The following is a 24,825-nucleotide window of genomic DNA, read 5'->3' on the forward strand; positions in this document are numbered from 1 at the left end:
CGGCGTCGGTGCTTCGATCGGTGGTGGCCTTCCCGGAGGTGGCGGTCGTCACTCGACCTGTTGTGGCAGTGGCTCGTCTATCTGGTCGTCGACCGGTTTTCGGGGCTCTGGAGCCGCAACGATCGACTCTGGGTGTTCGGCGCGCGTGGCGGATCGGGGTTCGTCGACAACGCCAAATACCTGTATCTGTGGGTGGCCGCCAACGAGCCCTCGGTCCGGCCGGTCTGGCTCAGCACGGACGACGACGTCGTCGATGCCCTCCAGCAGCAGGGGTACGAGGCCTACCACGCCCATTCGATCCGTGGCCGCCTCCTCACCCTCCGGGCCGGGGTCGTGTTCGTCACCCAAGGGCTCCGAGACCTCCACATGGGGAGTACTGCGGGAGCCACACTCGTCCAACTCTGGCACGGCCTCCCGTTGAAAACGATCGCGTGGGACGCCGAATGGCCAGACCAGCCGTGGCCCGTGCGGCGGTGTCACGCGTATATGGCCGACGAGATCGACCTCGTCACCGCGCCGTCGACCGCCGCCATCGAGCCGCTGGCCTCCGGGTTGGGTGTCGCTCCCGACCGGTTCGTCGTGACCGGCTACCCGCGAGCGGACGCCTTCGCCGAGGAAATCGACGGCGCGAGGCTGACCGTCGACGAGTCACTCCTCGACCGCATCGAGTCACAAGCTGCCGACGGCGCGGTCGTCTTCTACCTGCCGACCTACCGCGAAGACGGCAAGTCGTTCGTCGATGCCTTCGATACCGCTGCTGTCGGCGAGCTACTTGAGGAACGCGGGGCCCACCTCTACATCAAGGCCCACCCTGACGAGCCGGTGACTGCCGTCGCCGACCATCCGCGAGTCCACTGGCTACCAGCCTCGGTCGACCCGTATCTCGTCCTCCCCCATGCGGACGTGTTAGTCACCGACTACTCGTCGGTATTCTTCGACTTCCTCGCCGCCGACCGGCCGATCGTCTTCTTCGCGTACGACCGATCGGCCTACACCGCCGCTCGTGGCTTCTACTTCGACTACGAGTCGGTGACACCCGGCCCGATCGCGACCGACGTCGACGAACTCGGGACGGCGCTCGCTGAGGCACTCGAGGCGACAGCCGGTGGAACCGACCCGTATGCGACTGCACGCCGACGGCTCCGCGAGCGGTTCTGTCCGGTTCCGCCCGGAGCGGCGTCGAAGCGGGTCTCCGAGGCGGTTTCGCGGCTGGTTTCCGGCGATCCCGAGAGCCGACGCCACCGTTCTAACTGTTCTTCGGACAGGTCGACCGCGGAACTAATCGAATTTTGAAACGTTCTGATAGAGAAATTTAAGTATTCGTCACCTAACCCCCTCCTAGTGAGATCCGGGAACCCGCAGGGGACGCTGACGACCGCGGTCGACGGGCAGTCGACGGTCGAACTGAACGGGATCGCACACCGTGGTTTCGCCGGGCTGTATCCGGAAAATACGGTGGCTGCGGTCGAAGCCGCAGTGGCAGACGACCGGGCGACGAGCGTCGAGATCGACGTGATGCCGACCGCCGACGGAGAGATCGTCGTCTGTCACGACGACGACCTCTCCCGACTGACCGACGCGCCACCATCGGTTGCGGAGACCGACCTCTGGGAGTTGCCCTACGACCGGATCGCGGGCTACAACGTGCTCGGCACGACGCAGTCGATCCCACGGTTGGACGACGTGTTAGCAGTGATCCCCCGAGAGATGACTGTCAATATCGAACTGAAAAATCCGGGGAGCACGGAGCTTCGGTTCGCCGAAACGCTCGACGGACCGGCCCTCGATGCGGCCGTCGACCGCTGGCGGCCGTTCGTCGGTCAGGTTCTCGATATCGCGACTGACGGTGGTCACGACCTGCTGGTCTCGTCGTTCTACGAGGGTGCGCTCGCGGCGACCCGAGAGCTCGCCCCGTCGGTCCCGATCGCGTCGGTGTTCCACGCTTCGGTCGACACCGGCCTCGAACTGAGCCGTCGGTACGACGTCGAGGCGATCCACCCGCCGTGGAACATGGTGGCCGACGTCGAACTCCCGGACGACGGCCCGGTGCCGGGCTCGTTCGGTGACATCGACCTCGTCGAAGTGGCCCACGACGAGGGGCGAAACGTCAACGCGTGGACGGTGACGACGTGGCAGCAGGCCGCCGCACTCGCTGCGGTGGGCGTCGACGGGATCATCGCCGACTACCCCGGCGTCTGTGTCCCCCTCCAGCGGCCCGGCCTCGAATCCGTGACCCGGTGATCGACGCTCCGACGGCTACTCCGTGACCCAGTGATCGACGTTCCGACGGCTACTGACCCTCGCCCGCGCGCGATGACTGCCTCCAGTGGGCTGATAGATCGACGACGGCCGTTCCTGACTCTGCTGAGTTCTCGGTCGGGATACAGTACGTAAACAGGTGCTGCCTTTCGTACGTGGTATATATAGCATCGAATCGAGTACGGAGTCCCGGCCGACGTTGTATAGTAGCCACCGCCTACTTATCCGGTCTGCTGTGAGCCTGCCCCCCGTACTTTTGAAGCGGACCCTGATCCTCCCGGTGGCGAACGCATGGATGCAGTTATCCTCGCGGCCGGAACCGGCTCCCGGCTCCGGCCACTGACAATCGATCAGCCGAAAGCGTGTGTGACCGTCGACGCGGTCCCGATCGCCGAACACCAGCTCAGAGCCTACGACGCGGCGGGATTCGAGACCGTCCACGTAGTGACTGGCCACATGGCCGATCGGATCGAAGCGCTCTGCGAGCGCCTCTCGGTAGCGCTCTCCGTCGACATCGAACTGATCCACAACGAGGTCTTCGCCAACACGGACAACATGTACTCGTTGTACTGTGCCCGCGAGGCCGTCGCCGGCGAGCCGTTCGTCCTCAGCAACGGCGACGTGGTCTTCGAACCCGCGGTCGTCGATCGGCTGGCCGCCGTCGACGACCACAGCGCCATCGCGGTCGACACCGACCAGTACGACCCCGAGGCGATGAAGATCACCGTCGACGAGGCGGGCGCTATCACTGGGATCTCCAAACAGTTCGAAAACGAGGTCGCCGCCGGGACGTCCATCGATTGCTACCGGTTTTCCGCGGCCACCTCGGCGAAGCTGTTCGATCGGATCGAGCGGCGGATCGAAGTCGACGGCGAGTACACCGCGTGGACCGAACTCGCCATCGACGACCTCGTATCGAGCGGTTCCCACGATGTCCGACCGGTCGATATCGAGGGCGCCGACTGGGTCGAGATCGACGAGCGGGCCGATCTGCTGGCGGCCGACCGGACCTTCTCGTCGCTCGGCGACCTCCGCTCGATGGCGGCGGTGTTCTTCGATCTCGACGGAACGATCTATCTGGACGAGACGCCCATCGACGGCGCTGCCGAGGTGGTCGACCGACTGCGTGCCGCGGGCGTCGACGTCTACTTCCTCTCGAACAATTCCTCGCGGTGGAAACCGACCTACGCCGACAGACTCGCCTCGATGGGGATCGACGCCGATCCCGACGACATCGTACTGTCGACCGACGGCGTGATCGACTACCTCCGAACGAACGGAATCGAGGCGAGCTACGTCGTCGGCACCGAGGCGATGCGCGAGGCGGTTGCGGCCGCCGGAATCGAGCCGACGGCGGACGCTCCCGAAACCGTCGTCGTCGGCTTCGACACCGAACTCACCTACGAGAAACTCGCGGCGGCCACCCTCGCGATCCGCGAGGGCGCGGAGTTCCTCGTCGCCCACGGCGACAGGGTGTGTCCGACCGAAGCCGGGTTGGTCCCCGACTGCGGGTCGATCGCCGCGCTGGTCGAGACCGCGACCGACCGTGAGCCGAGCCACGTCTTCGGCAAGCCGTCGGCCGGGATGGTCGAGCACATCCTACAGCGGGAGGGGTACGCCACGTCGGAGGTCGCCATCGTCGGCGACCGGCTGTCGACGGATATCGAACTCGCCGAACGGCTGGGCTGTGAATCGGTGTCGGTGCTGTCGGGTGAGACCACCCGGCGGGCCGTCGAGACTGCCGCCCAACGCCCCTCGCTCGTCGTCGAATCGGTCGGTGAACTCTTCGCCGAGTCCGCCGAACCAGCCGAAACGATGTCGACAGCGGAGTCGACCGACCTGTAATGTGCGGCCAGTGGCCGGGGTCAGTCGACCGGCTGGGGGTGACTAGTCAGGTGGATGCTATTTGCAGTCGCCTGCCGTAATTTCCTGTGCTATGGCAGCCCCAGGCACAATGCCAGGCAGTGAGTCGATATGGCTGTGGATCGGTACCATCGGCATGGCGCTCGGCATGCTCGCGTTCATTGCGCGAGGGTGGAACGTCACCGATGAGGAACAAAAGCGCTTCTACGTGCTGACGATCTTCATCCCTGCGACCGCTGCAGTCGCCTACTTCTCGATGGCGACAGGGTTCGGACTCACCGAAATCACAGTCAACGGACAGGTGTTGGACATCTATTGGGCGCGGTACGCCGACTGGCTGATCACGACGCCACTGCTGTTGATCGACCTCGCGCTGCTGGCACAGGCGAGTCGGAACACGATCTACACGCTCGTCGGCCTCGACGTGCTGATGATCCTCACTGGACTGGTCGGTGCGCTGGCGGCGACGCCCGCCGTCCGCATCGTCTGGTGGGGCATCAGCACCGCCTTGCTGTTGTTCCTGCTGTACTTCCTCGTCGAGTCGCTCAACGAGGCCGCCAGCAGGCAGACCGAGTCGGTGCGGAACTTGACGACGACGCTCCGCAACATGTTGATCGTGCTGTGGCTGGCCTATCCGGTCGTCTGGATCCTCGGCACCGAGGGGACGATCGCTCTTATCCCGCTGTACGTCGAGACGGCGGCGTTCATGGTGCTGGATCTGACTGCGAAGGTCGGCTTCGGCTACGTGCTTCTGCGGAGCCACAGCGTCCTCGATCAGGTCGGAAGCGTCGACTCCGCGCCGAGTGCTGCCGTCGACTGATCGCTCCGGTCGACCGGCCGCTTTTGTAAGTCGTCGCGTTCGAGACGGTCGCCACTGCGACGGAAACTGAAAACCATTAACCCCTTTGCCAAATAAGGCCCACCCAAGCGATGGCCGAGGACGTCAAACCAACCCGGAAGAACCTGATGGCGATCGAGGACCGCATCGAACTCTCCGAACGCGGTCACGACACGCTCGAACAGAAGCGCGACGGGCTGATCATGGAGTTCATGGACATCCTCGATCAGGCCCAAGACGTACGCGAGGACCTCAACGCGAACTACGAGACCGCCCAGCGCAAACTCGATATGGCGCGAGCGATGGAGGGCGACGTGGCCGTTCGCGGTGCGGCCGCCGCCTTGCATGACCACCCCGAGATCACGACCCAGTCGAAAAACATCATGGGCGTGGTCGTCCCGCAGATCGAGTCCTCGAAAGTCAAGAAATCCCTCGACGAACGTGGGTACGGCCTGCTCGGCTCGTCGGCCCGGATCGACGAGGCCGCCGACGCCTACGAGGAGTTGTTGGAGACGATCATCCTCGCCGCGGAAGTCGAGACGGCGATGAAGAAGATGCTCACCGAGATCGAGACCACCAAGCGCCGGGTCAACGCGCTGGAGTTCAAACTCCTGCCGGATCTCTACGAGAACCAGGAGTACATCGAGCAGAAGCTCGAAGAACAGGAACGCGAGGAGATCTTCCGCATGAAGAAGATCAAGGCCAAGAAGGAAGAACAGGAAGCCGAGGAACGCGAAGCCGAAGCCGAATCGGCCGTCGAGGCGACCGTCACCAGCGACTGACTCTCGGTCGGTTGCGTCGTCGGCCAGCAGTCGTTTTTGCACGGTACCGAACGAAGAGTCACATCTGCGGGGGCTCAGATGTGGGGTGGCCGACGGACCGGACCACTCCATCGCATGGAGCTGTCGACGGTAGCGATCCGCGCACCACGCCCGGACCGCTACGGGCGTTTGTTCGCTCAGTCGAAGTTTGTTATACGACACCTACGCGTCGAGTAAGGACCTCCTACTCGCCGATCAGACGCCCGTCGAGTAGCGAAGGATGCCGGCGACGCCGCCGAAGGCGTCCAGCAGCTGTTCGCCCTTCTCGAAGTCCGTCGATATGAACTTGACTTCGGTGCCGCGCTGTTCGGCGATGTCGATGAGGTGGTCGATCACGTCCTCGCGGTCGACGACCTCGGCCTCGGAGCCGTCGGCACACTCGTGGTCAGGGGTGTCGTGCCGCCGGTCGACGACCTCGAACTCGTCGGTGCCGTCGCAGTCGTAGACGACCACGTCACTGCGGAGGTCCTCGGAGATGAGCAGGCGGTCGACCGATCCCATCACGAGATTCCGCCGAGTGGGCTCGAAGCCGTAGGTCGCCTCGTTGCCGGTGTGGAGGTTCTCGAAGAACTCCTCCATCTGCTGTTTGTCCTTGACGACCTCCTGATCCGACAGCACGTCGCTGGCGGAGTCGACCAGATCGCTGAGGCCCGACTCGTCGGTGTAGGCGACGTCGAACTTCCCGAGGACCATGTCCTGCAGTTCGTGGTGGAGGTAGTCGCCGTCGAGGAACTCGTCTTTGGTCGGCGAGGGGCCGCCGACGAGGATGCCATCGAGGTCGTGGCGCTTCGGCACCATCAGGTCGTTGGCCATCCCGGCGACCTCCTGATAGAAGTTGTCGATCGCCTCCAAGCGGAGGCGGGCGAATCGCTGAGCGGACTGGCCACCCTTTCGCTGTTTGCCGGGCACCAGCGAGGACGCGGATTTGACCGGCTCGATGCGTTTCCCCTTGAGCCAACCGACGTTGGCCTCCCGGCGGTCCAGCACGATGAGCCCGAACAGCCCCTTGTCGAGCAGCATGTTCTCCAGCGGCTCGGTCAGGAAGTCCGAATCGCAGTGGTAGCGGAACGACTGGATCGGCTCGGAGGGTGACTCCAGCACGCGGGTGACCATGTCGGTTTGGCCGCCACCGCTGTCGACCGCCCCCGAGAAGATGACGATCCCGTTTTCCGGCGGGTAGGTGTCGTAGTAGCGGAGTCGGTCCTTGATCGACGTCAGAGCGTCTTGGACGTTCGTCCGGGTCTGTTTGGATTTGATGTTGGCGGCCTCGGAGTGCTCCTGGACGACGTGTTCGACGACCGAAGAGATCTGTTTGTCGTCGGGAATGTAGATCGTGACGAGCTGTGTGCCCGAGCCCTCGTACTCCTGGAGCTCTTCGATGACCTTTCGGAACTCGTATTTCCGGCGGTCCTCGCTGGGTTGCTCGTCGGCGTCCGTACTCATTAGTATCCTATCGCCGGGGAGCCGGTAAGTATGCTTTGACTGGCCGAATCCGCCGATCGGTCGACCTGCCGGACCTGCATGACATGGTAGTAGTCGGTGGCTACGATCAGTAGCTAGAGCGTACCTTTATATCCGCGTCGTGGTAGCACGACAGTATGGCACGGGTCTACGCTATCGCCAGCGCGAAAGGTGGCGTTGGCAAGACCACGACGACGGCGAATCTGGGGTCGACGCTGGCCGGCACCGGCGCGGACGTCGTGGTGATCGACGGGGACATCGGGATGGCCAATCTCGGTGCGGCACTCGGCGTCCAGCCCGACGGGGCAACGCTGCACGACGTTTTGAGCGACGCGGCCGAGCCGGCGGCCGCCGCCTACGACGGGCCCGCGGGTCTCACCGTCGTCCCCGGCGACACCTCGCTGGAGGCGTTCGCCGCGGCCGACCCCCAGCGGCTCGATGCGGTCGTCGAGGCGTTCGACGACGCCGACTACGTCCTGATCGACGTCGGCGCGGGCGTCAGCCACGAGACCGGTGTCCCGCTGTCGATCGCCGACGCCGTCATCCTCGTGTCGACCCCCGAGCGCGATGCGCTGGTCGACACCGAAAAGACGCGCCAGCTCACCGACCGCCTCGGCGGCGTGGTCGCGGGAGCGGTGATCACCCGGACCGACGAGGCGACCCCGCTCGAAGAGGTCGTCAGCGGGACCCTCTCGGCCGACGTGCTGACGACAATCCCCGACGACGAGGCCGTCCGGGAGTCGATCGCCGTCGGCGAGCCGCTGTCGAGCTACGCCCCACACAGCGACGCCGCGGCCGCCTACCGACAGCTCGCGGCCGAACTGACCGGTATCGATCCCTCGGCCCCCGAGTCGACTCCGGCCGACGCCGACTCCGAGACCCGCGAGACGCTGGAAGCACGCGACGACCAACTTTCGGACTCGCTCTCCGAGGGCGGCGTCACGATCAACGCCGGAGACGATGCCGGTGACGCGGGCGAGGAACGCCCGCTGGAGGAGTATCCCACGGCCGACGACACCGCCGCCGGCGCATCGAAGTGGGCCGAGGCCGCGACCGGCACCGTCGGCGACGTCGACAGCGCGGTCGAAGACGCCGATCTCGGCGCAGGCTCCCCGGAGAGCACCGACCCCGACCCCGATCCGTCCCGGTCGGACGGTCCCAGTGTCGACCCCGAAGCCACACGACCGGACGACGGCGACGGCGACGAGGAGACGGTGCCGCCGGACGCGATCCCGTTCAGCGGTGCGGGCGACGACGAGTCGGCGTCCGATGCCGCCGAGGACCCGCCGGCCGACGACACCGCACAGACCACCGTGCTGGGGGCGGCGATGGACGACGAGGATGGGGCCGTCGACACTGGGTCGACCGCCGACGCGAGCGAGGACGATGGCAGCGACGAGGCAGTGGTGATCCCCGACGCCGAGGAGACCGCCGGGGCGGCTGACGATGTCGACGATTCTGCCGAGATGGCCGACGACGATGAGAACGACGAGGAAGAGAAACGCGGCTTCTTCAGCCGGCTGTTCCGGTGACTGTCGGGGAAACGTGGTATTCTTGTAGCCCCCGGTCACAGTGGCGGTATGGCAGACAACGGTTCAGTCCCGTTCTGGTGGATCGTCGCCTTCGTCCTGTTGGCACTCGGTGCCGGTATCGGTGCGATTTATCTCGTCGGTGGGAGCATCGTAACCGCGATTCCGGGCCTGTTGCTGTAGCCGGCGCTACATCGAGTCCGGTGCCGCCACGCCGAGCACCGACAGCGCGTTGGCCACGGTGTGTTTGGCAGCCGCGACGAGCGCGAGCCGCGCCTGTCGTGTGTCGGCGTCCTCGGCGGTGAGCACCGGACACGAGCGGTAGAAGCCGTTGAACGATTCGGCGAGTTCTCGCGTGTAGGTGGCGATCCGGTGGGGTTCGAGGTCCTCGCCGGCCTCCTCGATCACGGCCGGGAACCGGGCGACGACGGCCAAGAGGTCGCGCTCTTCGGGGGTCGACAGCACGTCGGCGTCGAACTCGGTCGCCGTCGGTTCGGTGTCGGCCTCTTCGAGGATCCCACAGCAACGGGCGTGGACGTACTGGACGTAGGGGGCCGACTGGGCCTCGAAGTCCAGCGCCTCGTCCCACCTGAAGGTGATCCCCTTGGTGGGTTGTTTCGAGACGATGTCGTAGCGCACGGCACCGATCCCGACCTGATGGGCGATGCGCTCGATGTCGTCGTCGTCGAGTTCGTCGTCGCGGATCCGGTCGTCGAGCCGGGTTTCGACCTCCTCGCGGGCCCGATCGATCGCCTCGTCGAGCAGGTCGTCCAGCATGACGCCGGTGCCGCGGCGGGTGCTCATCTTCCCCTCCGGGAGATTGACGTAGGAGTAGATCACGTCGTCCAGTCGTTCGGGATCGTTGCCGAGGATATCGAGGGTCGCCTGTAGCTGTTCGGCCTGCAGTTTGTGGTCCTCGCCCAGCACGGTCACTGCGCGGTCGAAGTTGTCGAACTTCCACTCGTGGTGGGCCAGATCCCGCGTGGTGTAGAGGCTCGTCTCGTCCGACCGGAGGAAGACGAGGTTCTTGTCGATGCCGTACTCGTCGAGTTCGAGCTGCCACGCGTCCTCTTCGTAGACCGCATACTCGGTCTCCTTCAGGCGCTCGGCGAGTTCGTCCGTGGAGCCGTCGACCATGAACCGGGTCTCCTTGACGAACTCGTCGAACTCCGCCGGCAGGCGGGCGAGACACTCCTTCATCCCACCGAGGACCTGATCGACGACCTCGCCGACCCGCTCGTAGGTTTCCTCGTCGCCGGCTTCGAGTCCCTGCAGGATCGAGGCGATCTCGGCCTCGGCGGCCTCGACAGCTGATTCGTCCGCGGTTTCGAGGTAGGAGTTCCCCTTACGGTAGTACCGGACCAGATCGTACTCCGTGCGGTCGCGGGCGGGCTCGCTGTCGAGGTCACTCTCGTCGAATTTCTCGTAGGCCCAGGTGAAGACGGCCATCTGTCGACCGGCGTCGTTGACGTAGTAGTGGCGCTCGACATCGTAGCCCGCCATCTCCATCGCGTTGGCGACCGCATCGCCCAAGATTGGGTTCCGGGCCCGGCCGACGTGGACCGGCCCCGTCGGGTTGGCGCTGGTGTGTTCGACGACGACCGATTCGCCGCGGTCTTCGAGCTGGCCGTAATCGCTCTCCTGGGCGGCTTCGAGGGTCTCAGTCTGGTAGGCGTCGCTCGTGTGGAAGTTGAGATACGGCCCCTGTGTGGAGACCGCATCGAGGTAGTCGTAGGGGTCGGTGTCGACGGCGTCGGCCAACTGCTGGGCGACTTGCGGCGGGGCCGCGCCGAGTTCACTGGCGAGACGGAAGGCGACACTTGAGGCGAGCGTAGCATCGAGGTCTTCGGGCGGCTCCTCGATCCCGAGGTCGCCGGTCGGCAGGTCGAGGGCCTCCAGACAGCCAGTCATGGCGCTCTCGACCTCCGAGCGGAACGGTCTGAACATACGCCCCGGTTTTCCCCGACCGCTAAAGGACTTTCCGAAGCGACCGGAGCCCCTTCGGCCTTCAGTAGTCGGTGACTACGCGGCTGGATCGCTTCGCTGTCGGCTCCCGTCGACTCCGCCGACGGCTCGGCAGCCCGTCGGCCAGTCAGCCAACCGACGTGGCTTTAGTTGTGGATCGCCTACCGACGAACGGAACCTTTCAGTGGCCGATCAAGTATAACGTTTTTGAGATGCATAGCAGATTCGGTATGCTTATGAGCGACGCGTTCCTTCGGTCGACTATGTCAGAATCGGCTCCGGGGACCCCCGACCACGACGAGCTGCAGGCGCTGAAGGCCGTCGCGCTCGACGGCGGGCTCAACGGTCCCGTCAAGGTCTCGTGTGCCAGCCTCGCGGGACGGCTGGAGGCATCGAACCAGACGGCCTCCCGTCGGCTCCAGCGGCTCGAAGCCGGCGGGCTGGTCGACCGGGACATCGTCTCGGACGGCCAGTGGGTGTCGGTCACCGACGACGGCGAACGGGCCCTCCGGTCGGAGTACGCCGACTACCGCCGCCTGTTCGAGGAGGAAACCGGGCTGACGCTGTCGGGCACGATCACGACCGGGATGGGCGAGGGTCGCCACTACATCTCGCTGCCCGGCTACGAACGTCAGTTCGAGTCCAAACTCGGGTATGGGCCGTTTCCGGGCACGCTCAATGTCGACCTCGACGAGGCCAGCGTTCGGTCCCGCCCCGAACTCTCGGCGCAGGCGTCGGTCCCCATCGACAGCTGGGAGGACGGCGACCGCACGTTCGGCGCGGCGACCTGTTATCCGGCCCGCCTCGAAGCTGACGGGCGGAGCTACGAGCCGACCCACGTGATCGTCCCCGACCGGACCCACCACGACGAGGCGAGTCTCGAACTCATCGCGCCAGAAAAGCTCCGCGATGCCCTCGATCTCGCGGACGGCGATACGGTGTCGATCCACTTCGCGGAGGACTCGGCGTGACCCAGTCGACCGAGAGCGAGGCCGCCGTCGAGGCCGCCGTCGACGCCTTCGCCGACGGCCAGCCGGTGTTGATCCACGACTTCGCCGACCGCGAGGGCGAGACCGACATCGTCTACCCCGCGACCGCGGTCGACGCCGATGCGGTCGCCCGACTGCGGAACGATGCCGGGGGGTTGATCTGCGTGGCCCTCTCGGATCCGGTCAGCGAGACGTTCGGGCTCCCCTTCCTGCAGGAGTTGGTCGACCACCCTGCCGCAGCCGACCACGAACTCGCCTACGACGACCGGTCGTCGTTTTCCCTGACGGTCAACCACCGCGAGACGTTCACGGGAATCACCGACGAGGATCGCGCGCTGACGATCTCCGAACTCGGGGGTGCGGCGGCCGCCGTCGAATCGGGGTACGACGAGGCCGACTTCGCCGACGACTTTCGGACGCCGGGTCACGTCCACCTGCTGCGGGCTGCCCCCAACGGGCTGGTCGACCGGACGGGCCACACCGAACTCGGGATCGCCCTCGCCGAGGCGGCGGGCCAGCCGCCGGCGGTCGTCGTCTGTGAGATGCTCGACGACGAAACCGGCCGCGCGCGCTCGCCGGTCGACGCCGAAACCTACGCCGACCGCCACGGCCTCGTATACGTCGAAGGTGAAGCGCTGCTGTCGGCGCTCGGCGACGGATCCTAACGATTCTTGCAAACTGTTAAGAACTGGTAGGCGAAGGTTTTGGGTACCAATGGCATCATTCGACGAGATGCGCGAAGCGGGCGACATCGAGACGATCTGGCAGAACGGGGAGTTCGTCGACTGGGACGAGGCGACGACCCACGTGTTGACCCACGGGCTGCATTACGGCACCGGGATCTTCGAGGGGGCTCGCGCCTACGACACCGAAAACGGCACCGCGGTCTTCCGGTGGGAGGAACACCTCGACCGGTTTTACGCGTCGGGCAAACCCTACGAGATGGAGATCCCCTTCAGTAGAGAGGAGCTAACCGAGGCGACGCTCGAACTACTGCGCCGACAGGACCTCCAGAGCGCCTACATTCGACCGATCGCCTACTTCGGCTACAACAGCCTCGGGGTGAGTCCGGAGGGCTGTCCGACCGACGTCGCCATCGCCGCCTGGCCGTGGGGGGCCTATCTCGGCGAGGACGCACTGAAAAACGGGATCGACGTGATGGTCTCGTCGTGGCGCAAACACTCCTCCAGCCAGATCCCGACCAACGCCAAGACGACCGGGCTCTACGTCAACAGCCTGCTGGCCGGCGAGGAGGCCCGCCGCAACGGCTACGCCGAAGCCATCGTGCTCAACAAGGAGGGGCAGGTCGCCGAAGGCCCCGGCGAGAACCTCTTTCTCGTCCGTGACGGCGAGATCTACACCCCGGCGCTCTCCCAGAGCATCCTCGACGGTATCACCCGCGACACCGTGATCACGCTGGCCCGCGAGATGGGCTACACCGTCCACGATCAGGCGACGATCAGCCGCGGCGAACTCCACACCGCCGACGAGTTGTTCTTCACCGGCTCGGCCGCCGAGGTCACCCCGATCCGGCAGGTCGACAACGTCCAGATCGCCGACGGAAGTCGCGGTTCCGTCACCGAGGACCTCCAGTCGGCGTTCTTCGATCTGGTCGAACGGGAAACCGACGCCCACGACGACTGGTTCACCTACGTCTGAGCGGTCCCGCCGAGGAGTCGACGGTGTGGCTGTCCGTATCCGAGCCATCCGAATCGCTGTCTCCATCGGCACCGTCCGAGTCGCTGTCCCCATCACCAGTATCCGAGTCACTGTCTCCATCAGTGCCGTCCGAATCGCTATCCCCATCATCAGTATCCGAATCGCTGTCGGTATCACCGTCTTTCCGGGCGCGTTCCAAGCCACGCGTGGGGCCGGTTTCTGGTACGTCGTCACTCCCGCGTTGTGGGTCGGTCGACGCAGTGTCCGACCCCGTTCCGATGTCGACGTCGAGAACGTACAGCACGACCGGGGGACAGACGTACGCGGCGATCGCGACGCCGGCGAACAGTGGATCGATGAAGACGAGCAGGCCGAAAATAGTGAGGGCGGCCGCCGACGCGGCATGGATCGCCGAGTGGGTGTATCCTCGGTAATACGCCCACAGTCCGGACACCCACTGTCTCGTCGTCGAGACCGCCCCTGTTTCGGTGGTACTACCTCCCATACTCGTCCGACGACAGCAACGAGCAAGAACCCTCAACTCACAGGTTGTGATACGTCCCGGTCTCTTGTTCGGGTGGACCGCCGGCACAGTCGACTAACGTGGGACTACCGTGCCGTGTAGGCACTGCCTACTAGCCGAATTGGCGGTCTCAGATATGCTCCGACCGGTTTCACTCGAACCGCTTACGACGGCTCCAACACTGAACCTGACCAGTAGGATGTCTTTAACAGCTACACAGACTGTCTTATAGAATTCATAACAAAGAAGATATCCTTCTCGTGGCCTTCCATGGACGTTCTCCATACCCAGACAACGGCCGAATCGCATCAGTCCCAGCAGCGAACGTGTGAGAACTGCGGCGAGTACGTCACCAAACAGTTCGTCCGGGTCTTCGGCGCGAACGACGGTTCGGTCTACGGCTGCATGAACTGCCTGACCGGGCGTGATCTCCGGGAGGGGGCCGGCACCCAACCCTCCGACTGACCTCGTGGTCAGTCGTCGACCGTAGTCGGATCGCTCCCCGAGGAGTCGGCGTTCGTCGTCACCGTCGCCTCGCCGTCGTCGGCCGCCGGATTGGGCTCTTCCTCGACCGGGATCTGGTGGGCCGACTCGGCGAAGCCGGCGCTCAGCACGCGAGTCAGTGCCTCTTCGACCTTCTCGCCGGTGTCCTCGACACGCTCGGGGTCGACCTCCATGACGAAGCCGGTCGTGATGTTTGGTGCGGTCGGCATGAACAGCACGACCCGGCCGTCCTGAGTCCGTTTGCCGGTTTTGAACGCGGTCATCCGGACCCCGTTCCAGATTTCGAGCCGGACGGGTTGTTGGAGATCGTCGGTTCCCGAGAGAGCGGTTTCGACCGCCAGCTTCGAGGCGTTGTAGACGACCCGGAGCCCCGGCACCCGGTTGATCGTGTCGTCGATCGTCGCCTCGAACACGCGGCCAGCAGTAGTCCGCATCAGGTAGCCGACTGCCAAAATCAGCGTGATGATGAGCGCGAGCGCGACGAGGATCCGCGTGAGAGGAACGAGCTCACCAGGGACGCCCAGTTCGGCGAAGTCGAGTTCGTCGATCAGCGGCAGGCCGATAATCCGGACGTACAGCCAGTTGACGACGAAAAGAAGGATCCCGAGTGGGAGCAGCACGATCAGCCCACTGGCGATGTCGCGTTTCCACGTAGACATTCAGCAGACTCTCGGTTCCCGAGACCCTTATACATTGGACACTACGACCCCGGGGGCGGCCGCTACTGTCCGTCGAGGGTGATCGTCTTGAGTTCGATGATCCGGTCGTCGGCCAGCAGCTCTTCGAGCACCTCGTCGGGCACGTCGACGTCCAGATTGTAGACGGTCAGTGCCTCGCCGCCGATGGTTTCGCGGGCGTTGAACATCCCCGCGATGTTGACGTCGTTCTCACCGAGCACCGAGCCGATCAGGCCGATGACACCGGGTTTGTCCTGGTTCCGGGCGACGAGCATGTGGCCGTACGGGATGGCGTCGACGCGGTAGCCGTCGATGCGGACGATCCGCGGATCGTCACCCGCAAAGAGGGTTCCCGAGACGGTCAGCGACTCGTCGCCGTCTTCGACTTTGACGGTAACGAGGCTCTGGAAGTCCTCGGTCTGCCGGGTCTTCGACTCGGTGACCTCGATGCCGCGCTCCTCGGCGAGTCGGGGGGCGTTGACCGCGTTGACCTGCCATTCGAGGGGTTCGAAGACGCCCTTGAGCGCGCTTGCGGTGACGAGGTCGACGTCCTCTTCGGCGATATCGCCCTCGTAGTGGACCTCGACCGAGGAGATGCGCTCGCCCAGCAGTTGGGCGGCGATCTTGCCGGCGGTCTCGCTCAGCCCGAGGTAGGGTTCGATCCGCGGGAAGGCGGTCTCGTCGACCGACGGCGCGTTGAGCGCGTTGAGCACCGGCTGGTCGTTGAGTGCGGCGACCACTTGGTCGGCGGTGTCGACGGCGACGTTCTCTTGGGCGGCCTCCGTCGAGGCTCCGAGGTGGGGGGTGACGACGATCTCGTCGACGTCGAGCAGCGGCGAGTCCTCGCTGACCGGTTCCTCGGCGAAGACGTCGAGGGCGGCTCCGGCCATCGGGCCGTTTTCGACGGCGTCGGCGAGGGCGGCCTCGTCGACGATGCCACCGCGGGCACAGTTGATGAGGAAGCCGTCCTCGAGCAGGGCGAGTTCCTCTTCGGCGATCATGTTCTCGGTCTCGGGCAACAGCGGCGTGTGGATCGTCACGAAGTCCGCGGCTTCGAGACAGTCCTCGAGGTCGTCGACGAGTTCCGCGCCGAACTGTGCGGCCCGCTCCTCGGAGATGTAGGGATCGAAGACGACCAGCTCCATCCCGAGGCTATCGAGGCGTTTGGCGACCTCTTGGCCGACGCGGCCCAGCCCGACGATACCGAGGGTCTTGTTGTTGACCTCGTAGCCGAGGTAGTCCGATTTGGCCCACTCGCCGTCGGTGAGGCGGGTGTGGGCCTGTGGGATCCAGCGGGCGGCCGCAAAGGCCATCGCGACCGTGTGTTCGGCGGCCGCGCGGACGTTGCCCTCGGGTGCGTTGGCGACGATCACGCCGTGGTCGGTGGCGGCCTCGATGTCGATGTTGTCGACGCCGATGCCGGCCCGGCCGACGATGACGAGATCCTCGGCGGCCTCGAAGACCGCCTCGTTGACGTCGGTGCCCGAGCGGACGATCAACGCGTTGGCGTCGGCGACCGCAGTAAGTAGTTCCTCGCCTTCTGCTTCGTAGTTCGTCTCGACCTCGTAGCCTGCTTCACGCAGCCGATCGAGGCCCGCATCGTCGATCGGGTCCGTGACGAGTACCTTCATATCCGTAGGATTTCTCGGCGGTCGATTAAGCGTTTCCACATCGGCCTACTATCCATCGTGACGTATTCCCACACCTGCTGTCGGATACAAACTGCCGACAAGTATCCATATCGGCGCATGTATTCGATATTTGAATCAGCTACCCCGGTCGCTACTCATCCGTTCCGAACGCTGACAGCGACGACTGGGAGGTCGACTCGGTATCGTCGGTCGTGTTATGGCCGTCGGCACCGGTCTCCCTCCGGCGTCGACCACGGCGCGACAGCGAGGCCCGCCGGGCCACTTCGGGGTCCGCAAGCGCCTGCTCGGCTGCCGGTTTGATCGCATCCAACTCCTCGAGGATCCGCTCGCGGGCGGCCTCGTACTCGACGATCGGATACGGGTAGTCATCGCCGATGTCGACGCCGCAGTCGGCCTGAACGTGGAGGGGTGTCTTTTCGGGCTGGTCGAGATGCTCGTCGGGCAAGTCAGCGAGTTCGGGCACCCACCCGCGGATGAACTCGCCGTCGGGATCGTTGTCCCGGACCTGTTTGCGGGGATTGTAGATGCGCAGCATGTTGACACCGACCGTGCCCGCCTGCGTCTGAAACTGCGTGTAATTGATCGCGGGGTCGGCGTCGATCAGGTGGTAGTAGAACCAGTCAGCGCCGGGTTTCCACGGTTGTTGCAGGAGGTCACAGAGGAACGACGCACACATCGCCCGCATCCGGAAGTTCAGCCAGCCCGTGGCGGCCAGACATCGCATCGAGGCGTCGACCATCGGGTACCCCGTCCGGCCTTCCTTCCACGCGTCGACCAGTTCGGGATCGTGGCTGTCGGCGTGAAACCCCTCCATTGCGGGGTTAACTGCTTGGTCCATCCAACCGGGCCAGTCTTCGAGTTTCTGGTTGTAGTGGCGGTTCCAGTAGAGCCGCGAAACGAACATTTCCTTGCCACGGCCCGCAGCGTTGGCGTCGACGTACTGGTAGACCTCCCGGACCGAGAGACAGCCGAAACGGAGGTAGGGAGAGAGGCGGCTCGTGCCCGACCGGGCGTCGACCGGCGCGGAGATGTTGCCCGGATAGCTCCCGATGGCGTCAGTGAACAGTCGGAGGCGCTCGCGGGCGGCCTCGGTGCCGCCCGGCGGGACGTCGGTTTTGGTCGGCGAGATGTCGTAGGTCGACTCGATTCGGTCGATGGTGATCGGGGTGTCGACTGCGGCCAGCGAGACGGCTTCGGGGTCCCACGCGTACTGGTCGTCGGTGAACCACTCCTCGACAGCGTCGCTCCAGCCATCGCGGGGATTCTCGTTGCGGACCAGGCCGTCGCCGTCGACGAAAGTCACGTCGCAGTCGGCCGCCGCGGCGTTGTCGCGCTGCCAGCCGTACCGGCCGGTCGGGTCGGCGGTGGCGACGATCTCCCAGCCTGCCGCCCGGAAGCGTGAGAGGATTTCGAGGGGGTCGCCATGAGCATAGCTGAGTCGGCTGCCGTGCTGCTGGTATTGGCCGTCGAGGTCGACCAGCGATTCGTGGAGGAATCGGATGCGGGCGTCGCAGGCCAGCCCGTCGTCGCCGTAGAATTGGGGGTCGAAGACGAACAACGGCAAGAGGGTGTCGTACTCGCGGGCCGCGTACGTCAGAGCGGGGTGGTCCCGCGTCCGGAGGTGTCGACGGTGCCAGACCACACAGCCGTTGGTGGCTTCGGAAATCGCCTCGGGCGTGGGTATGGTGTCGGCCGACCCTTCGCCATCCGTACTCATCAGTTGGCGTGAATTGGAGGTCGACTGTGTTAACGATGTGGTCGACCGCCCAACGAACTGGATTCCTGGTGGACTGAAAGGGCGAGATGCTCTCAATGAACCCCGGCGACGCAAGCACCGCAACGAAGTGAGGAGCGCAGCGAGCCGCGGGAGTTGAGAGCATCGAGGGCTTTCTATACCTACTATTCTCCTTCAACTACTCCCCCAAACACGACTCATAAACCAACGACTGAAACAGGGCGTTTTTCATAGCCTGCGCAAAAAGAGCCTCCAATGAGCCTCATTGCGTTCGATTTCGACGGCACGCTGTCGGATTCGGAGATGACCGTGCTGCTCGGCGAGAAACTCGGCGTCGACGACGAGATGGCCGAGATCACCGAGCGGGCGATGAACAACGAACTCAGCTACGCCGAGAGCCTCCGCAGTAGAGCCGACCTCATCACGGGTCTCTCTGAAGAGGATGCCGAGGACGCCTACAGCCAAGTGGAACTCCGACCTGACGCAGCCGCCCTCATCGACCGCCTGCGCGAGGCGGGCCACACGGTCGCCATCTTCACCGGCGGGTTCGAACGCGGCGTCCAGCGCGCCCTTGAGGCCGACGACACCGCAGTCGACATGATCGTTTCGAACCGCCTCCCAATCGAAGACGGCGAACTCACCGGCGAGGTCGAAGGCCCACTGATCGAGGGGACGAAAGACGACCAGCTTGAGGAACTGGCGGGCGAACTCGGCGTCGACATGGCCGACACCATCGCGGTCGGCGATGGCGCGAACGACCTGCCGATGTTGGAGGTCGCGGGGCTGGCGGTCGGCTTCGAGCCGAAACCGGCCGTCGAGCCGTCATGTGACGAGGTCGTCTCGACGATGGCCGATCTCGGCACGCTGCTGGAGTCGCGTGGCATGCTGGCGGCGGCGGTCGACGACTGAATCCGAACCCCTCTGTTTCGTCTGCGCGATCCATTCGCTTTTTCTGAGTAGTTCGTGAGAGGCGGGTTTAGTGGTGTTTGGGGCAGTCTATGGGGGTTTCCGGTTTGTGGTGGGGGTTTGGATATGGGGCAAATATTGCAGTCGAAGTCGACCACTGTGTGTCAATGGTACTCTTTCGTTTAGTTGGGATTTTAGAACAATAGTGTTAATAATGTATCAAAATTATAAATCGCTACTGCACATTATGATCTATATGATTGTTGAGAGCCTACTACCCTTGGTTGCTGCAATTTTAGGAGCACTCTGTCACGAATACGGCCATTGGTTGCTCGGTAGAATTTTCGGTGGTGATGCTTATTTTGACCAATATAAGCACTTCATGCCATCGAGGACTGCTTTTCACTCACCGAAAAACCTCTCTGAATCTCAAGTTCGATTGATCGGTGGTTGGCCCTACATTTTTGTCCCGATTGCTGTGTATGGACTTTGGGAACAACACCTACTCATCGCCATATTTGGGCTTGCTGCTGTAGCCATAATTAGCCCGTCTGATCTGCTTGCTGCTTGGCACCCTCAACAATGGATCAAATTGGCTTCTGGTGAAACAGTAAGCGGAAATGACTTCTAATTAGCATTTAAGTGCTCTACTGAAACACGTGTAGAAAGCCCTCGACGCTCTCGACTCCCGCGGCTCGCTGCGCTCCTCACTTCGTTGCGGTGCTTGCGTCGCCGGGGTTCGTCGAGACTGTCTCGCCCTTTCAGTCCGCCAAGGATGTGGCTGATTAGTCGGTCGACGCCCACCACCCACTCCGGCAACTCTTAAACCCCGCTACAGCTAACAATCGCCAAATGGCCGAGTCCGTCGACTACGTCGACCACCCCTTGCTCACGCCCTCCTTCATCGAGCGTCGACTCTACCAGATCCAGTTGGCCGGAACGGCCCGCAACGGCCACACCCTCGTTTGTCTCCCCACCGGTCTCGGCAAGACGACCGTCAGCCTGCTCGTCACCGCCGAACGTCTCCACGACGTCGGCGGCAAATCCCTCTTCCTCGCGCCGACGAAACCACTGGTCGAACAGCAGGCCGAGTTCTACCGCGACGCACTCACCATCCCCGACGACGAGATCGTCGTCTTCACCGGCGAGGTCCGCCCCGACGACCGCGCCGCGCTGTGGGACGACGCCACGGTCGTCATCGCCACCCCGCAGGTCGTCGAAAACGATCTGGTCGGCAACCGCATCTCCCTTGCTGATGTGACCCACCTCACCTTCGACGAGTGCCACCGCGGCACCGGCGACTACGCCTACGTCTACATCGCCGAGCGCTACCACGCCGACGCCCGCAAGCCCTTGGTCACGGCGATGAGCGCCTCCCCCGGCGGCACCAAGGAGGATATCCAGACGATCTGTGAGAACCTCGGCGTCGACACCGTCGAGGTGATGACCGAAGACGACGCCGACGTCGACGACTACACCTACGAGACCGACATCGAGTGGAAGCGGATCGACCTCCCCGACGAACTCATCGCCATCCGCGACGGGGTCAACGAGGTGATCGAGGACCGCCTCGAACAACTCCGCGAGCTGGGCGTCACGAAGGCCACGAGCCCCGATATCTCCCAGAAACAGCTCAACAAGATCGGCGCGGAACTCCGCCAACTGATGAGCAACGATCAGTCGGAGGGATATCAGGGCATGTCGGTCCACGCCGAGATCATGAAACTCCGCCGGGCGGTGACGCTGGTCGAAACCCAGAGCGTCGAATCTGTCCGGCGCTACTTCGAGCGCCAGAAGAACGCCGCCCGAAGCTCGGGGGCCTCGAAGGCCAGCCAGCGACTCATCGCCGAGCCCAAAGTCCAGGAGGCGATGCGGAAAGCCGAAGCCTACGACGATCTCCACCCCAAGTTCTCCCAGACCCGCATCCTGCTGGCCGAAACGCTGGGCATCAACGACGGCGACCGCGTGATCGTCTTCACCGAGTCCCGCGACACCGCCGAGGCCCTCACCGATTTCCTGAGCCAGAACTTCCACGTCCGCCGGTTCGTCGGCCAGGGCGACAAGGAGGGCTCCGACGGGATGACCCAGACAGAACAACAGGAGACCCTCGACGCGTTCCGCAACGGCGAGTTCGAGGTCCTCGTCTCGACCTCGGTCGCCGAGGAGGGCCTCGACGTGCCCGAAGTCGACCTCGTCCTCTTTTATGAGCCGGTCCCGACGGCGATCCGCTCCATTCAGCGCAAGGGCCGAACCGGTCGACAGGACGAGGGTCGCGTGGTCGTCCTGCTGGCAAACGACACCCGCGACGAGGCGTACTTCTGGATCTCCCGCCGCAAGGAAAAACAGATGGAGTCGGAACTCCGGAAGCTCAAGGGCGTCGCCGAGGAGGTCGAGGAGGAACTGGAGGCCCCCCAGTCGGCGCTCGACCAGTTCGACGGCGCGTCCGGCGACTCCGGTGAGGCGGCAGCGGAGGCTGCGACTAACGGCGGCGTCGACGCCGATCAGGCGGTCGAGGACCCCGGACTGACCGATTTCGGAACGCCCGAGGCAGACGACGAGGCCGCCGAGGAGACGGTCGACACCGAAGCCGACGAAACCGAGACGGAAGCTGACGAAGACGACGGAATCGTCGCCACCGCCGCGAGCGACGACGAGGACAGTGTCGAGATCGTCGTCGACCAGCGGGAACTCGACTCGAACATCGCCCGCGATCTCTCGACCCGCGAAGCGATTACCACCCGCCTCGAAACCCTTGCTGTGGGCGACTACGTGCTTTCCGACCGGGTCGCCGTCGAGCGCAAGTCCGTCGCCGACTTCCTTGCCACCCTCACCGGCGGCGACCGCTCGATGTTCGAGCAGCTCGGCGACCTCACCCGCAACTATAGTCGCCCCATCGTCATCATCGAGGGCGAGAATCTCTACGGCGAGCGGAACGTCCACCCCAACGCCATCCGCGGGGCGATCGCGAGCCTCGCCGTCGACTTCGGGGCCAGCGTCCTCCGGACCGACGACGAGACCGAGACCGCCGATCTGTTGGAGACGATCGCCAGCCGCGAACAGCAAACCCGCGACCGCGCGGTGTCGGTCCACGGCGAGAAAGGGGCCAAGACACGCGCCGAACAGCAGGAGTACGTCGTCAGTTCGATCGCCGATATCGGCCCCGTCACTGCCCGCGCACTCCTAGATCACTTCGGGACCGTCGAGGCCGTCATGACCGCTCGAAAAGCGGATTTACGTGACGTTACGGGAGTTGGCGAAGTAACGGCCGATACGATCCGTGATATCGTTGGAAGCGAGTATTCTTGAAGTCGATCAGTCGTTTCCTCACAACGTTTCAGATAGAGATAGTTGGAAAAAAATCTGCTATAAGACCGCTGGCAGTCGTCTGATAGATGCCTACGGGGCAGTGCAGTAACACAGCACTGTCCGTACGACACCACCATGCGAATACAAACCCCCACTCCCCCCATCGATGTTGTCGGTGTCGACGAGGCCTGCTACGGGCCACCACAACACGAGCAGTCGGTCGATCGGGCCGACTGTCTCTACGGGCCGCCACAACACGAACAGCACGTCGAACACCCCGACTGGGTCGTCTCGATTGCCTGCCGGGCGCTTGCCGCCGGGCCGGTGCCATCCGTGACCGTCCCGACACCCTCCGAGCCGGAACCGAACTCGACGGTCGACCGGGAACGCGAACCCGCCGTCGTTCGCCAGTAGCTCGGAGTACTGCTCGCAGCCGGGCCCGCCCGCTACTCGGACAGTCGAGACGATGGCTGCCGACAGCAACCGGAATCAGTCGAGCGCCGCCAGCGCCTCGGCGGCCTCGCGGGCCGCCGCCAGTAGCTCGCGGGCCCGTCGCGGCTCGTCGGTCTCCTCGGCGGCCCGGGCGAACCGGGTCACCGTCCGCCGGAGCGACTGCCGTGCCTCGGCGAGACTCCCGGCGGCCGCCGTCTCGCCACCCCCCGCCGAGCGTCGCGGCTCGCCGTCGACCGTCGGGGCCGGTTCGCTCGTCCGCTGGCTCCGGGCGGCTCCCGTCTCGTCCCGGACAGCATCCACCCGCTGCGGTCGTGACTGCGAGGACTGCTCGGGGCGCGCCTCCGCATCCCGGTCGCCCCGCGGCTCGGTCGACTGATCGCCGCGCGACTCGGCCATCCGGGGAGCCTCGGACCCGTCGTCGCCGGTCGGCTGAGCGTCGCCTGCGGTTCCCGCATCGGCGTCGGCCGCACCCTCGGCCTGACAGGTCGAACAGAACGTCTGGCCGTTGTAGCGGAACAGGGGATCGCCACACCGGTCGCAGTGCTTGTTCGTCATCGTCGCCCCCTTCAGCAGGAGCTCGCTCATTCGCTGTGTGTCGGCCCGTTTCTCTTCGTCGTCGGCGAACTTCTTCCGAAGCTTCTCGCGTTCGGCTTCCTTGTCGAAGTCGCTCATAGGCGACGAGAGGGGCCTGCGGTGGAAAAACACAGCGGCTCGACCGGCTCGCCCCGACCGAAACTTACAGGGAAATCCCCTGCGTCACTGTCGACCATGACAAAAGTCAGCATCGTCGGTGCGGCTGGCACGGTTGGGGCGGCCACGGGCTACAATCTCGCGCTCCGGGATGTCGTCGACGAACTCGTCTTCGTCGACATCCCCGACATGGAGGACACGACGGTCGGGCAGGCCGCCGACACCAACCACGGCATCGCCTACGACTCGAATACGGTGGTCCGACAGGGCGACTACGCCGCAACCGCGGGCTCGGACGTCGTGGTCATCACCGCGGGCATCCCCCGGTCGCCCGGCGACACCCGGCTGGATCTCGCCGAGGACAACGCCCCGATCATGGCGGATATCGGCGCATCGCTGGCGGAGTACAACGACGACTTTGTCACTGTCACCACCTCGAACCCGGTCGACCTGCTGAATCGCCACCTCTACGAGGTCGGCGACCGGCCACGGGAGCACGTGATCGGCTTCGGCGGCCGCCTCGACTCGGCGCGGTTCCGCTACGTGCTGAGCCAGCGGTTCGATACCCCCGTCCGGAACGTCGAGGCGACGATCCTCGGCGAACACGGCGACGCACAGGTCCCGGTGTTCTCGAAAGTACGGGTCGACGGCCGCGATCCCACCTTCTCGGGCGACGAGCGGGAGGAGATCCTCGGCGACCTCCAGGAGTCGGCGATGGACGTGATCGAACGTAAGGGCGCGACCGAGTGGGGCCCGGCCACCGGTGTCGCCCACACCGTCGAGGCGATCGTCGAAGACACCGGCGAGGTACTCCCCTGCTCGGTCGTCCTCGACGGCGAGTTCGGCCACAGCGACACCGGCTTCGGCGTCCCGGCCAGACTCGGCTCGGATGGGGTCGAGGAGATCGTCGACTGGGAACTCGACGCCTACGAGACCGATCTGCTGGCCGAGGCCGCCGACAAGCTGGCCGACCAGTACGGCCGCATCGCCTGAGG

The 24,825-nt window shown here is 64.7% G+C and carries 23 protein-coding genes; 16 read left to right on the forward strand and 7 right to left on the reverse strand.

Going from position 1 to position 24,825, the window contains the following annotated elements; genetic code table 11:
* Nucleotides 1-60: 60 nt before the first annotated feature.
* The 5 genes from NKJ34_RS01580 (at nucleotide 61) to NKJ34_RS01605 (ending at nucleotide 5,742) form a co-directional block, all read left to right on the forward strand.
* Nucleotides 61-1,293 carry a CDP-glycerol glycerophosphotransferase family protein gene (locus tag NKJ34_RS01580; protein WP_253736503.1) on the forward strand — a complete coding sequence of 411 codons (1,233 nt, stop codon included), beginning with the start codon at nucleotides 61-63 and terminating at the stop codon, nucleotides 1,291-1,293.
* A gap of 48 nt (nucleotides 1,294-1,341) precedes the next feature.
* Nucleotides 1,342-2,241 carry a glycerophosphodiester phosphodiesterase gene (locus tag NKJ34_RS01585; RefSeq protein WP_253736504.1) on the forward strand — a complete coding sequence of 300 codons (900 nt, stop codon included), beginning with the start codon at nucleotides 1,342-1,344 and terminating at the stop codon, nucleotides 2,239-2,241.
* A gap of 309 nt (nucleotides 2,242-2,550) precedes the next feature.
* Nucleotides 2,551-4,104 (forward strand): HAD-IIA family hydrolase, encoded by a 1,554-nt coding sequence (locus NKJ34_RS15825; protein WP_303647400.1) that lies wholly within the window; start codon nucleotides 2,551-2,553, stop codon nucleotides 4,102-4,104.
* A 109-nt stretch (nucleotides 4,105-4,213) separates the two neighbouring features.
* Nucleotides 4,214-4,942, forward strand: a complete 729-nt coding sequence (locus NKJ34_RS01600; protein ID WP_253736505.1) for a bacteriorhodopsin — start codon at nucleotides 4,214-4,216, stop codon at nucleotides 4,940-4,942.
* Between the two features lie 110 nt (nucleotides 4,943-5,052).
* A complete protein-coding gene (locus tag NKJ34_RS01605) occupies nucleotides 5,053-5,742 on the forward strand; it encodes a V-type ATP synthase subunit D (RefSeq protein WP_253736506.1) in 690 nt (229 codons plus the stop codon).
* A gap of 234 nt (nucleotides 5,743-5,976) precedes the next feature.
* Here the strand turns inward: NKJ34_RS01605 and prf1 are convergent, their stop codons facing one another.
* Nucleotides 5,977-7,224, reverse strand: a complete 1,248-nt coding sequence (gene prf1, locus NKJ34_RS01610; RefSeq protein ID WP_253736507.1) for a peptide chain release factor aRF-1 — start codon at nucleotides 7,222-7,224, stop codon at nucleotides 5,977-5,979.
* 155 nt (nucleotides 7,225-7,379) lie between these two features.
* Between prf1 and minD the strand changes: the two genes are divergently transcribed.
* Together minD and NKJ34_RS15720 are read left to right on the forward strand one after the other, a co-directional pair.
* Nucleotides 7,380-8,774, forward strand: coding sequence for a cell division ATPase MinD (gene minD, locus NKJ34_RS01615; RefSeq protein ID WP_253736508.1), 1,395 nt, complete (start codon nucleotides 7,380-7,382; stop codon nucleotides 8,772-8,774).
* 48 nt (nucleotides 8,775-8,822) lie between these two features.
* A complete protein-coding gene (locus tag NKJ34_RS15720) occupies nucleotides 8,823-8,954 on the forward strand; it encodes a hypothetical protein (RefSeq protein ID WP_256488532.1) in 132 nt (43 codons plus the stop codon).
* A gap of 6 nt (nucleotides 8,955-8,960) precedes the next feature.
* Here NKJ34_RS15720 and argS read toward each other — a convergent pair whose 3' ends face one another.
* Nucleotides 8,961-10,718 (reverse strand): arginine--tRNA ligase, encoded by a 1,758-nt coding sequence (gene argS, locus NKJ34_RS01620; protein WP_253736509.1) that lies wholly within the window; start codon nucleotides 10,716-10,718, stop codon nucleotides 8,961-8,963.
* 281 nt (nucleotides 10,719-10,999) lie between these two features.
* Here argS and NKJ34_RS01625 point away from each other — a divergent pair, with 281 nt between their 5' ends.
* The 3 genes from NKJ34_RS01625 to NKJ34_RS01635 are packed head-to-tail and all read left to right on the forward strand — an operon-like array spanning nucleotide 11,000 to nucleotide 13,384.
* Nucleotides 11,000-11,707, forward strand: coding sequence for a DUF120 domain-containing protein (locus tag NKJ34_RS01625; protein WP_253736510.1), 708 nt, complete (start codon nucleotides 11,000-11,002; stop codon nucleotides 11,705-11,707).
* Complete coding sequence (ribB, locus tag NKJ34_RS01630; protein ID WP_253736511.1) at nucleotides 11,704-12,390, forward strand: 3,4-dihydroxy-2-butanone-4-phosphate synthase; 687 nt, start codon at nucleotides 11,704-11,706, stop codon at nucleotides 12,388-12,390. The genes NKJ34_RS01625 and ribB overlap by 4 nt, the downstream gene beginning before the upstream one ends.
* A gap of 49 nt (nucleotides 12,391-12,439) precedes the next feature.
* Complete coding sequence (locus NKJ34_RS01635; RefSeq protein WP_253736512.1) at nucleotides 12,440-13,384, forward strand: branched-chain amino acid transaminase; 945 nt, start codon at nucleotides 12,440-12,442, stop codon at nucleotides 13,382-13,384.
* On the opposite strand, the gene NKJ34_RS01640 is transcribed toward NKJ34_RS01635, so the two are convergent.
* Nucleotides 13,371-13,889 carry a hypothetical protein gene (locus tag NKJ34_RS01640; RefSeq protein ID WP_253736513.1) on the reverse strand — a complete coding sequence of 173 codons (519 nt, stop codon included), beginning with the start codon at nucleotides 13,887-13,889 and terminating at the stop codon, nucleotides 13,371-13,373. The genes NKJ34_RS01635 and NKJ34_RS01640 overlap by 14 nt on opposite strands.
* Nucleotides 13,890-14,177: 288 nt before the next feature.
* Here NKJ34_RS01640 and NKJ34_RS01645 point away from each other — a divergent pair, with 288 nt between their 5' ends.
* Nucleotides 14,178-14,372 carry a DUF7563 family protein gene (locus NKJ34_RS01645; protein ID WP_253736514.1) on the forward strand — a complete coding sequence of 65 codons (195 nt, stop codon included), beginning with the start codon at nucleotides 14,178-14,180 and terminating at the stop codon, nucleotides 14,370-14,372.
* A gap of 8 nt (nucleotides 14,373-14,380) precedes the next feature.
* Here NKJ34_RS01645 and NKJ34_RS01650 read toward each other — a convergent pair whose 3' ends face one another.
* The 3 genes from NKJ34_RS01650 to NKJ34_RS01660 all read right to left on the reverse strand — a co-directional run bounded on the left by NKJ34_RS01650 (nucleotide 14,381) and on the right by NKJ34_RS01660 (nucleotide 18,457).
* Nucleotides 14,381-15,070 carry a DUF502 domain-containing protein gene (locus NKJ34_RS01650; RefSeq protein ID WP_253736515.1) on the reverse strand — a complete coding sequence of 230 codons (690 nt, stop codon included), beginning with the start codon at nucleotides 15,068-15,070 and terminating at the stop codon, nucleotides 14,381-14,383.
* Nucleotides 15,071-15,132: 62 nt separating this feature from the next.
* Nucleotides 15,133-16,719 carry a phosphoglycerate dehydrogenase gene (gene serA / locus NKJ34_RS01655; protein ID WP_253736516.1) on the reverse strand — a complete coding sequence of 529 codons (1,587 nt, stop codon included), beginning with the start codon at nucleotides 16,717-16,719 and terminating at the stop codon, nucleotides 15,133-15,135.
* Between the two features lie 151 nt (nucleotides 16,720-16,870).
* Nucleotides 16,871-18,457 (reverse strand): FAD-binding domain-containing protein, encoded by a 1,587-nt coding sequence (locus NKJ34_RS01660; RefSeq protein ID WP_253736517.1) that lies wholly within the window; start codon nucleotides 18,455-18,457, stop codon nucleotides 16,871-16,873.
* A gap of 273 nt (nucleotides 18,458-18,730) precedes the next feature.
* Between NKJ34_RS01660 and serB the strand changes: the two genes are divergently transcribed.
* From serB to NKJ34_RS01680, 4 genes are all read left to right on the forward strand, one after another.
* Nucleotides 18,731-19,384, forward strand: a complete 654-nt coding sequence (gene serB / locus NKJ34_RS01665; RefSeq protein ID WP_253736518.1) for a phosphoserine phosphatase SerB — start codon at nucleotides 18,731-18,733, stop codon at nucleotides 19,382-19,384.
* Nucleotides 19,385-19,637: 253 nt separating this feature from the next.
* Nucleotides 19,638-20,012: a hypothetical protein gene (locus NKJ34_RS01670; RefSeq protein WP_253736519.1), complete on the forward strand. Its 375-nt coding sequence runs from the start codon at nucleotides 19,638-19,640 to the stop codon at nucleotides 20,010-20,012.
* A gap of 221 nt (nucleotides 20,013-20,233) precedes the next feature.
* Nucleotides 20,234-22,687, forward strand: a complete 2,454-nt coding sequence (locus NKJ34_RS01675; protein ID WP_253736520.1) for a DEAD/DEAH box helicase — start codon at nucleotides 20,234-20,236, stop codon at nucleotides 22,685-22,687.
* A gap of 135 nt (nucleotides 22,688-22,822) precedes the next feature.
* Nucleotides 22,823-23,101: a hypothetical protein gene (locus NKJ34_RS01680; protein WP_253736521.1), complete on the forward strand. Its 279-nt coding sequence runs from the start codon at nucleotides 22,823-22,825 to the stop codon at nucleotides 23,099-23,101.
* A 75-nt stretch (nucleotides 23,102-23,176) separates the two neighbouring features.
* Here the strand turns inward: NKJ34_RS01680 and NKJ34_RS01685 are convergent, their stop codons facing one another.
* Complete coding sequence (locus NKJ34_RS01685; RefSeq protein WP_253736522.1) at nucleotides 23,177-23,812, reverse strand: Sjogren's syndrome/scleroderma autoantigen 1 family protein; 636 nt, start codon at nucleotides 23,810-23,812, stop codon at nucleotides 23,177-23,179.
* Nucleotides 23,813-23,908: 96 nt separating this feature from the next.
* Between NKJ34_RS01685 and mdh the strand changes: the two genes are divergently transcribed.
* Nucleotides 23,909-24,823 carry a malate dehydrogenase gene (gene mdh, locus NKJ34_RS01690; RefSeq protein ID WP_253736523.1) on the forward strand — a complete coding sequence of 305 codons (915 nt, stop codon included), beginning with the start codon at nucleotides 23,909-23,911 and terminating at the stop codon, nucleotides 24,821-24,823.
* Nucleotides 24,824-24,825 lie beyond the last annotated feature (2 nt).

Origin of the sequence: Halohasta salina, assembly GCF_024178165.1 — an archaeon.
GTDB lineage: Archaea > Halobacteriota > Halobacteria > Halobacteriales > Haloferacaceae > Halohasta > Halohasta salina.

Excerpts from the sequence above, each read along its gene's own strand:
- NKJ34_RS01635 (WP_253736512.1), top strand. The coding sequence starts at position 12,440 with ATGGCATCATTCGACGAGATGCGCGAAGCGGGCGACATCGAGACGATC.
- NKJ34_RS15720 (WP_256488532.1), top strand. The coding sequence starts at position 8,823 with ATGGCAGACAACGGTTCAGTCCCGTTCTGGTGGATCGTCGCCTTCGTC.
- serA (WP_253736516.1), bottom strand. The coding sequence starts at position 16,719 with ATGAAGGTACTCGTCACGGACCCGATCGACGATGCGGGCCTCGATCGG.
- mdh (WP_253736523.1), top strand. The coding sequence starts at position 23,909 with ATGACAAAAGTCAGCATCGTCGGTGCGGCTGGCACGGTTGGGGCGGCC.
- NKJ34_RS01675 (WP_253736520.1), top strand. The coding sequence starts at position 20,234 with ATGGCCGAGTCCGTCGACTACGTCGACCACCCCTTGCTCACGCCCTCC.
- NKJ34_RS01685 (WP_253736522.1), bottom strand. The coding sequence starts at position 23,812 with ATGAGCGACTTCGACAAGGAAGCCGAACGCGAGAAGCTTCGGAAGAAG.
- NKJ34_RS01600 (WP_253736505.1), top strand. The coding sequence starts at position 4,214 with ATGCCAGGCAGTGAGTCGATATGGCTGTGGATCGGTACCATCGGCATG.
- NKJ34_RS01645 (WP_253736514.1), top strand. The coding sequence starts at position 14,178 with ATGGACGTTCTCCATACCCAGACAACGGCCGAATCGCATCAGTCCCAG.
- prf1 (WP_253736507.1), bottom strand. The coding sequence starts at position 7,224 with ATGAGTACGGACGCCGACGAGCAACCCAGCGAGGACCGCCGGAAATAC.
- NKJ34_RS01605 (WP_253736506.1), top strand. The coding sequence starts at position 5,053 with ATGGCCGAGGACGTCAAACCAACCCGGAAGAACCTGATGGCGATCGAG.
- NKJ34_RS01670 (WP_253736519.1), top strand. The coding sequence starts at position 19,638 with ATGATTGTTGAGAGCCTACTACCCTTGGTTGCTGCAATTTTAGGAGCA.
- NKJ34_RS01625 (WP_253736510.1), top strand. The coding sequence starts at position 11,000 with ATGTCAGAATCGGCTCCGGGGACCCCCGACCACGACGAGCTGCAGGCG.
- NKJ34_RS01680 (WP_253736521.1), top strand. The coding sequence starts at position 22,823 with ATGCGAATACAAACCCCCACTCCCCCCATCGATGTTGTCGGTGTCGAC.
- NKJ34_RS15825 (WP_303647400.1), top strand. The coding sequence starts at position 2,551 with ATGGATGCAGTTATCCTCGCGGCCGGAACCGGCTCCCGGCTCCGGCCA.
- serB (WP_253736518.1), top strand. The coding sequence starts at position 18,731 with ATGAGCCTCATTGCGTTCGATTTCGACGGCACGCTGTCGGATTCGGAG.
- minD (WP_253736508.1), top strand. The coding sequence starts at position 7,380 with ATGGCACGGGTCTACGCTATCGCCAGCGCGAAAGGTGGCGTTGGCAAG.
- NKJ34_RS01660 (WP_253736517.1), bottom strand. The coding sequence starts at position 18,457 with ATGAGTACGGATGGCGAAGGGTCGGCCGACACCATACCCACGCCCGAG.
- NKJ34_RS01650 (WP_253736515.1), bottom strand. The coding sequence starts at position 15,070 with ATGTCTACGTGGAAACGCGACATCGCCAGTGGGCTGATCGTGCTGCTC.
- NKJ34_RS01640 (WP_253736513.1), bottom strand. The coding sequence starts at position 13,889 with ATGGGAGGTAGTACCACCGAAACAGGGGCGGTCTCGACGACGAGACAG.
- argS (WP_253736509.1), bottom strand. The coding sequence starts at position 10,718 with ATGTTCAGACCGTTCCGCTCGGAGGTCGAGAGCGCCATGACTGGCTGT.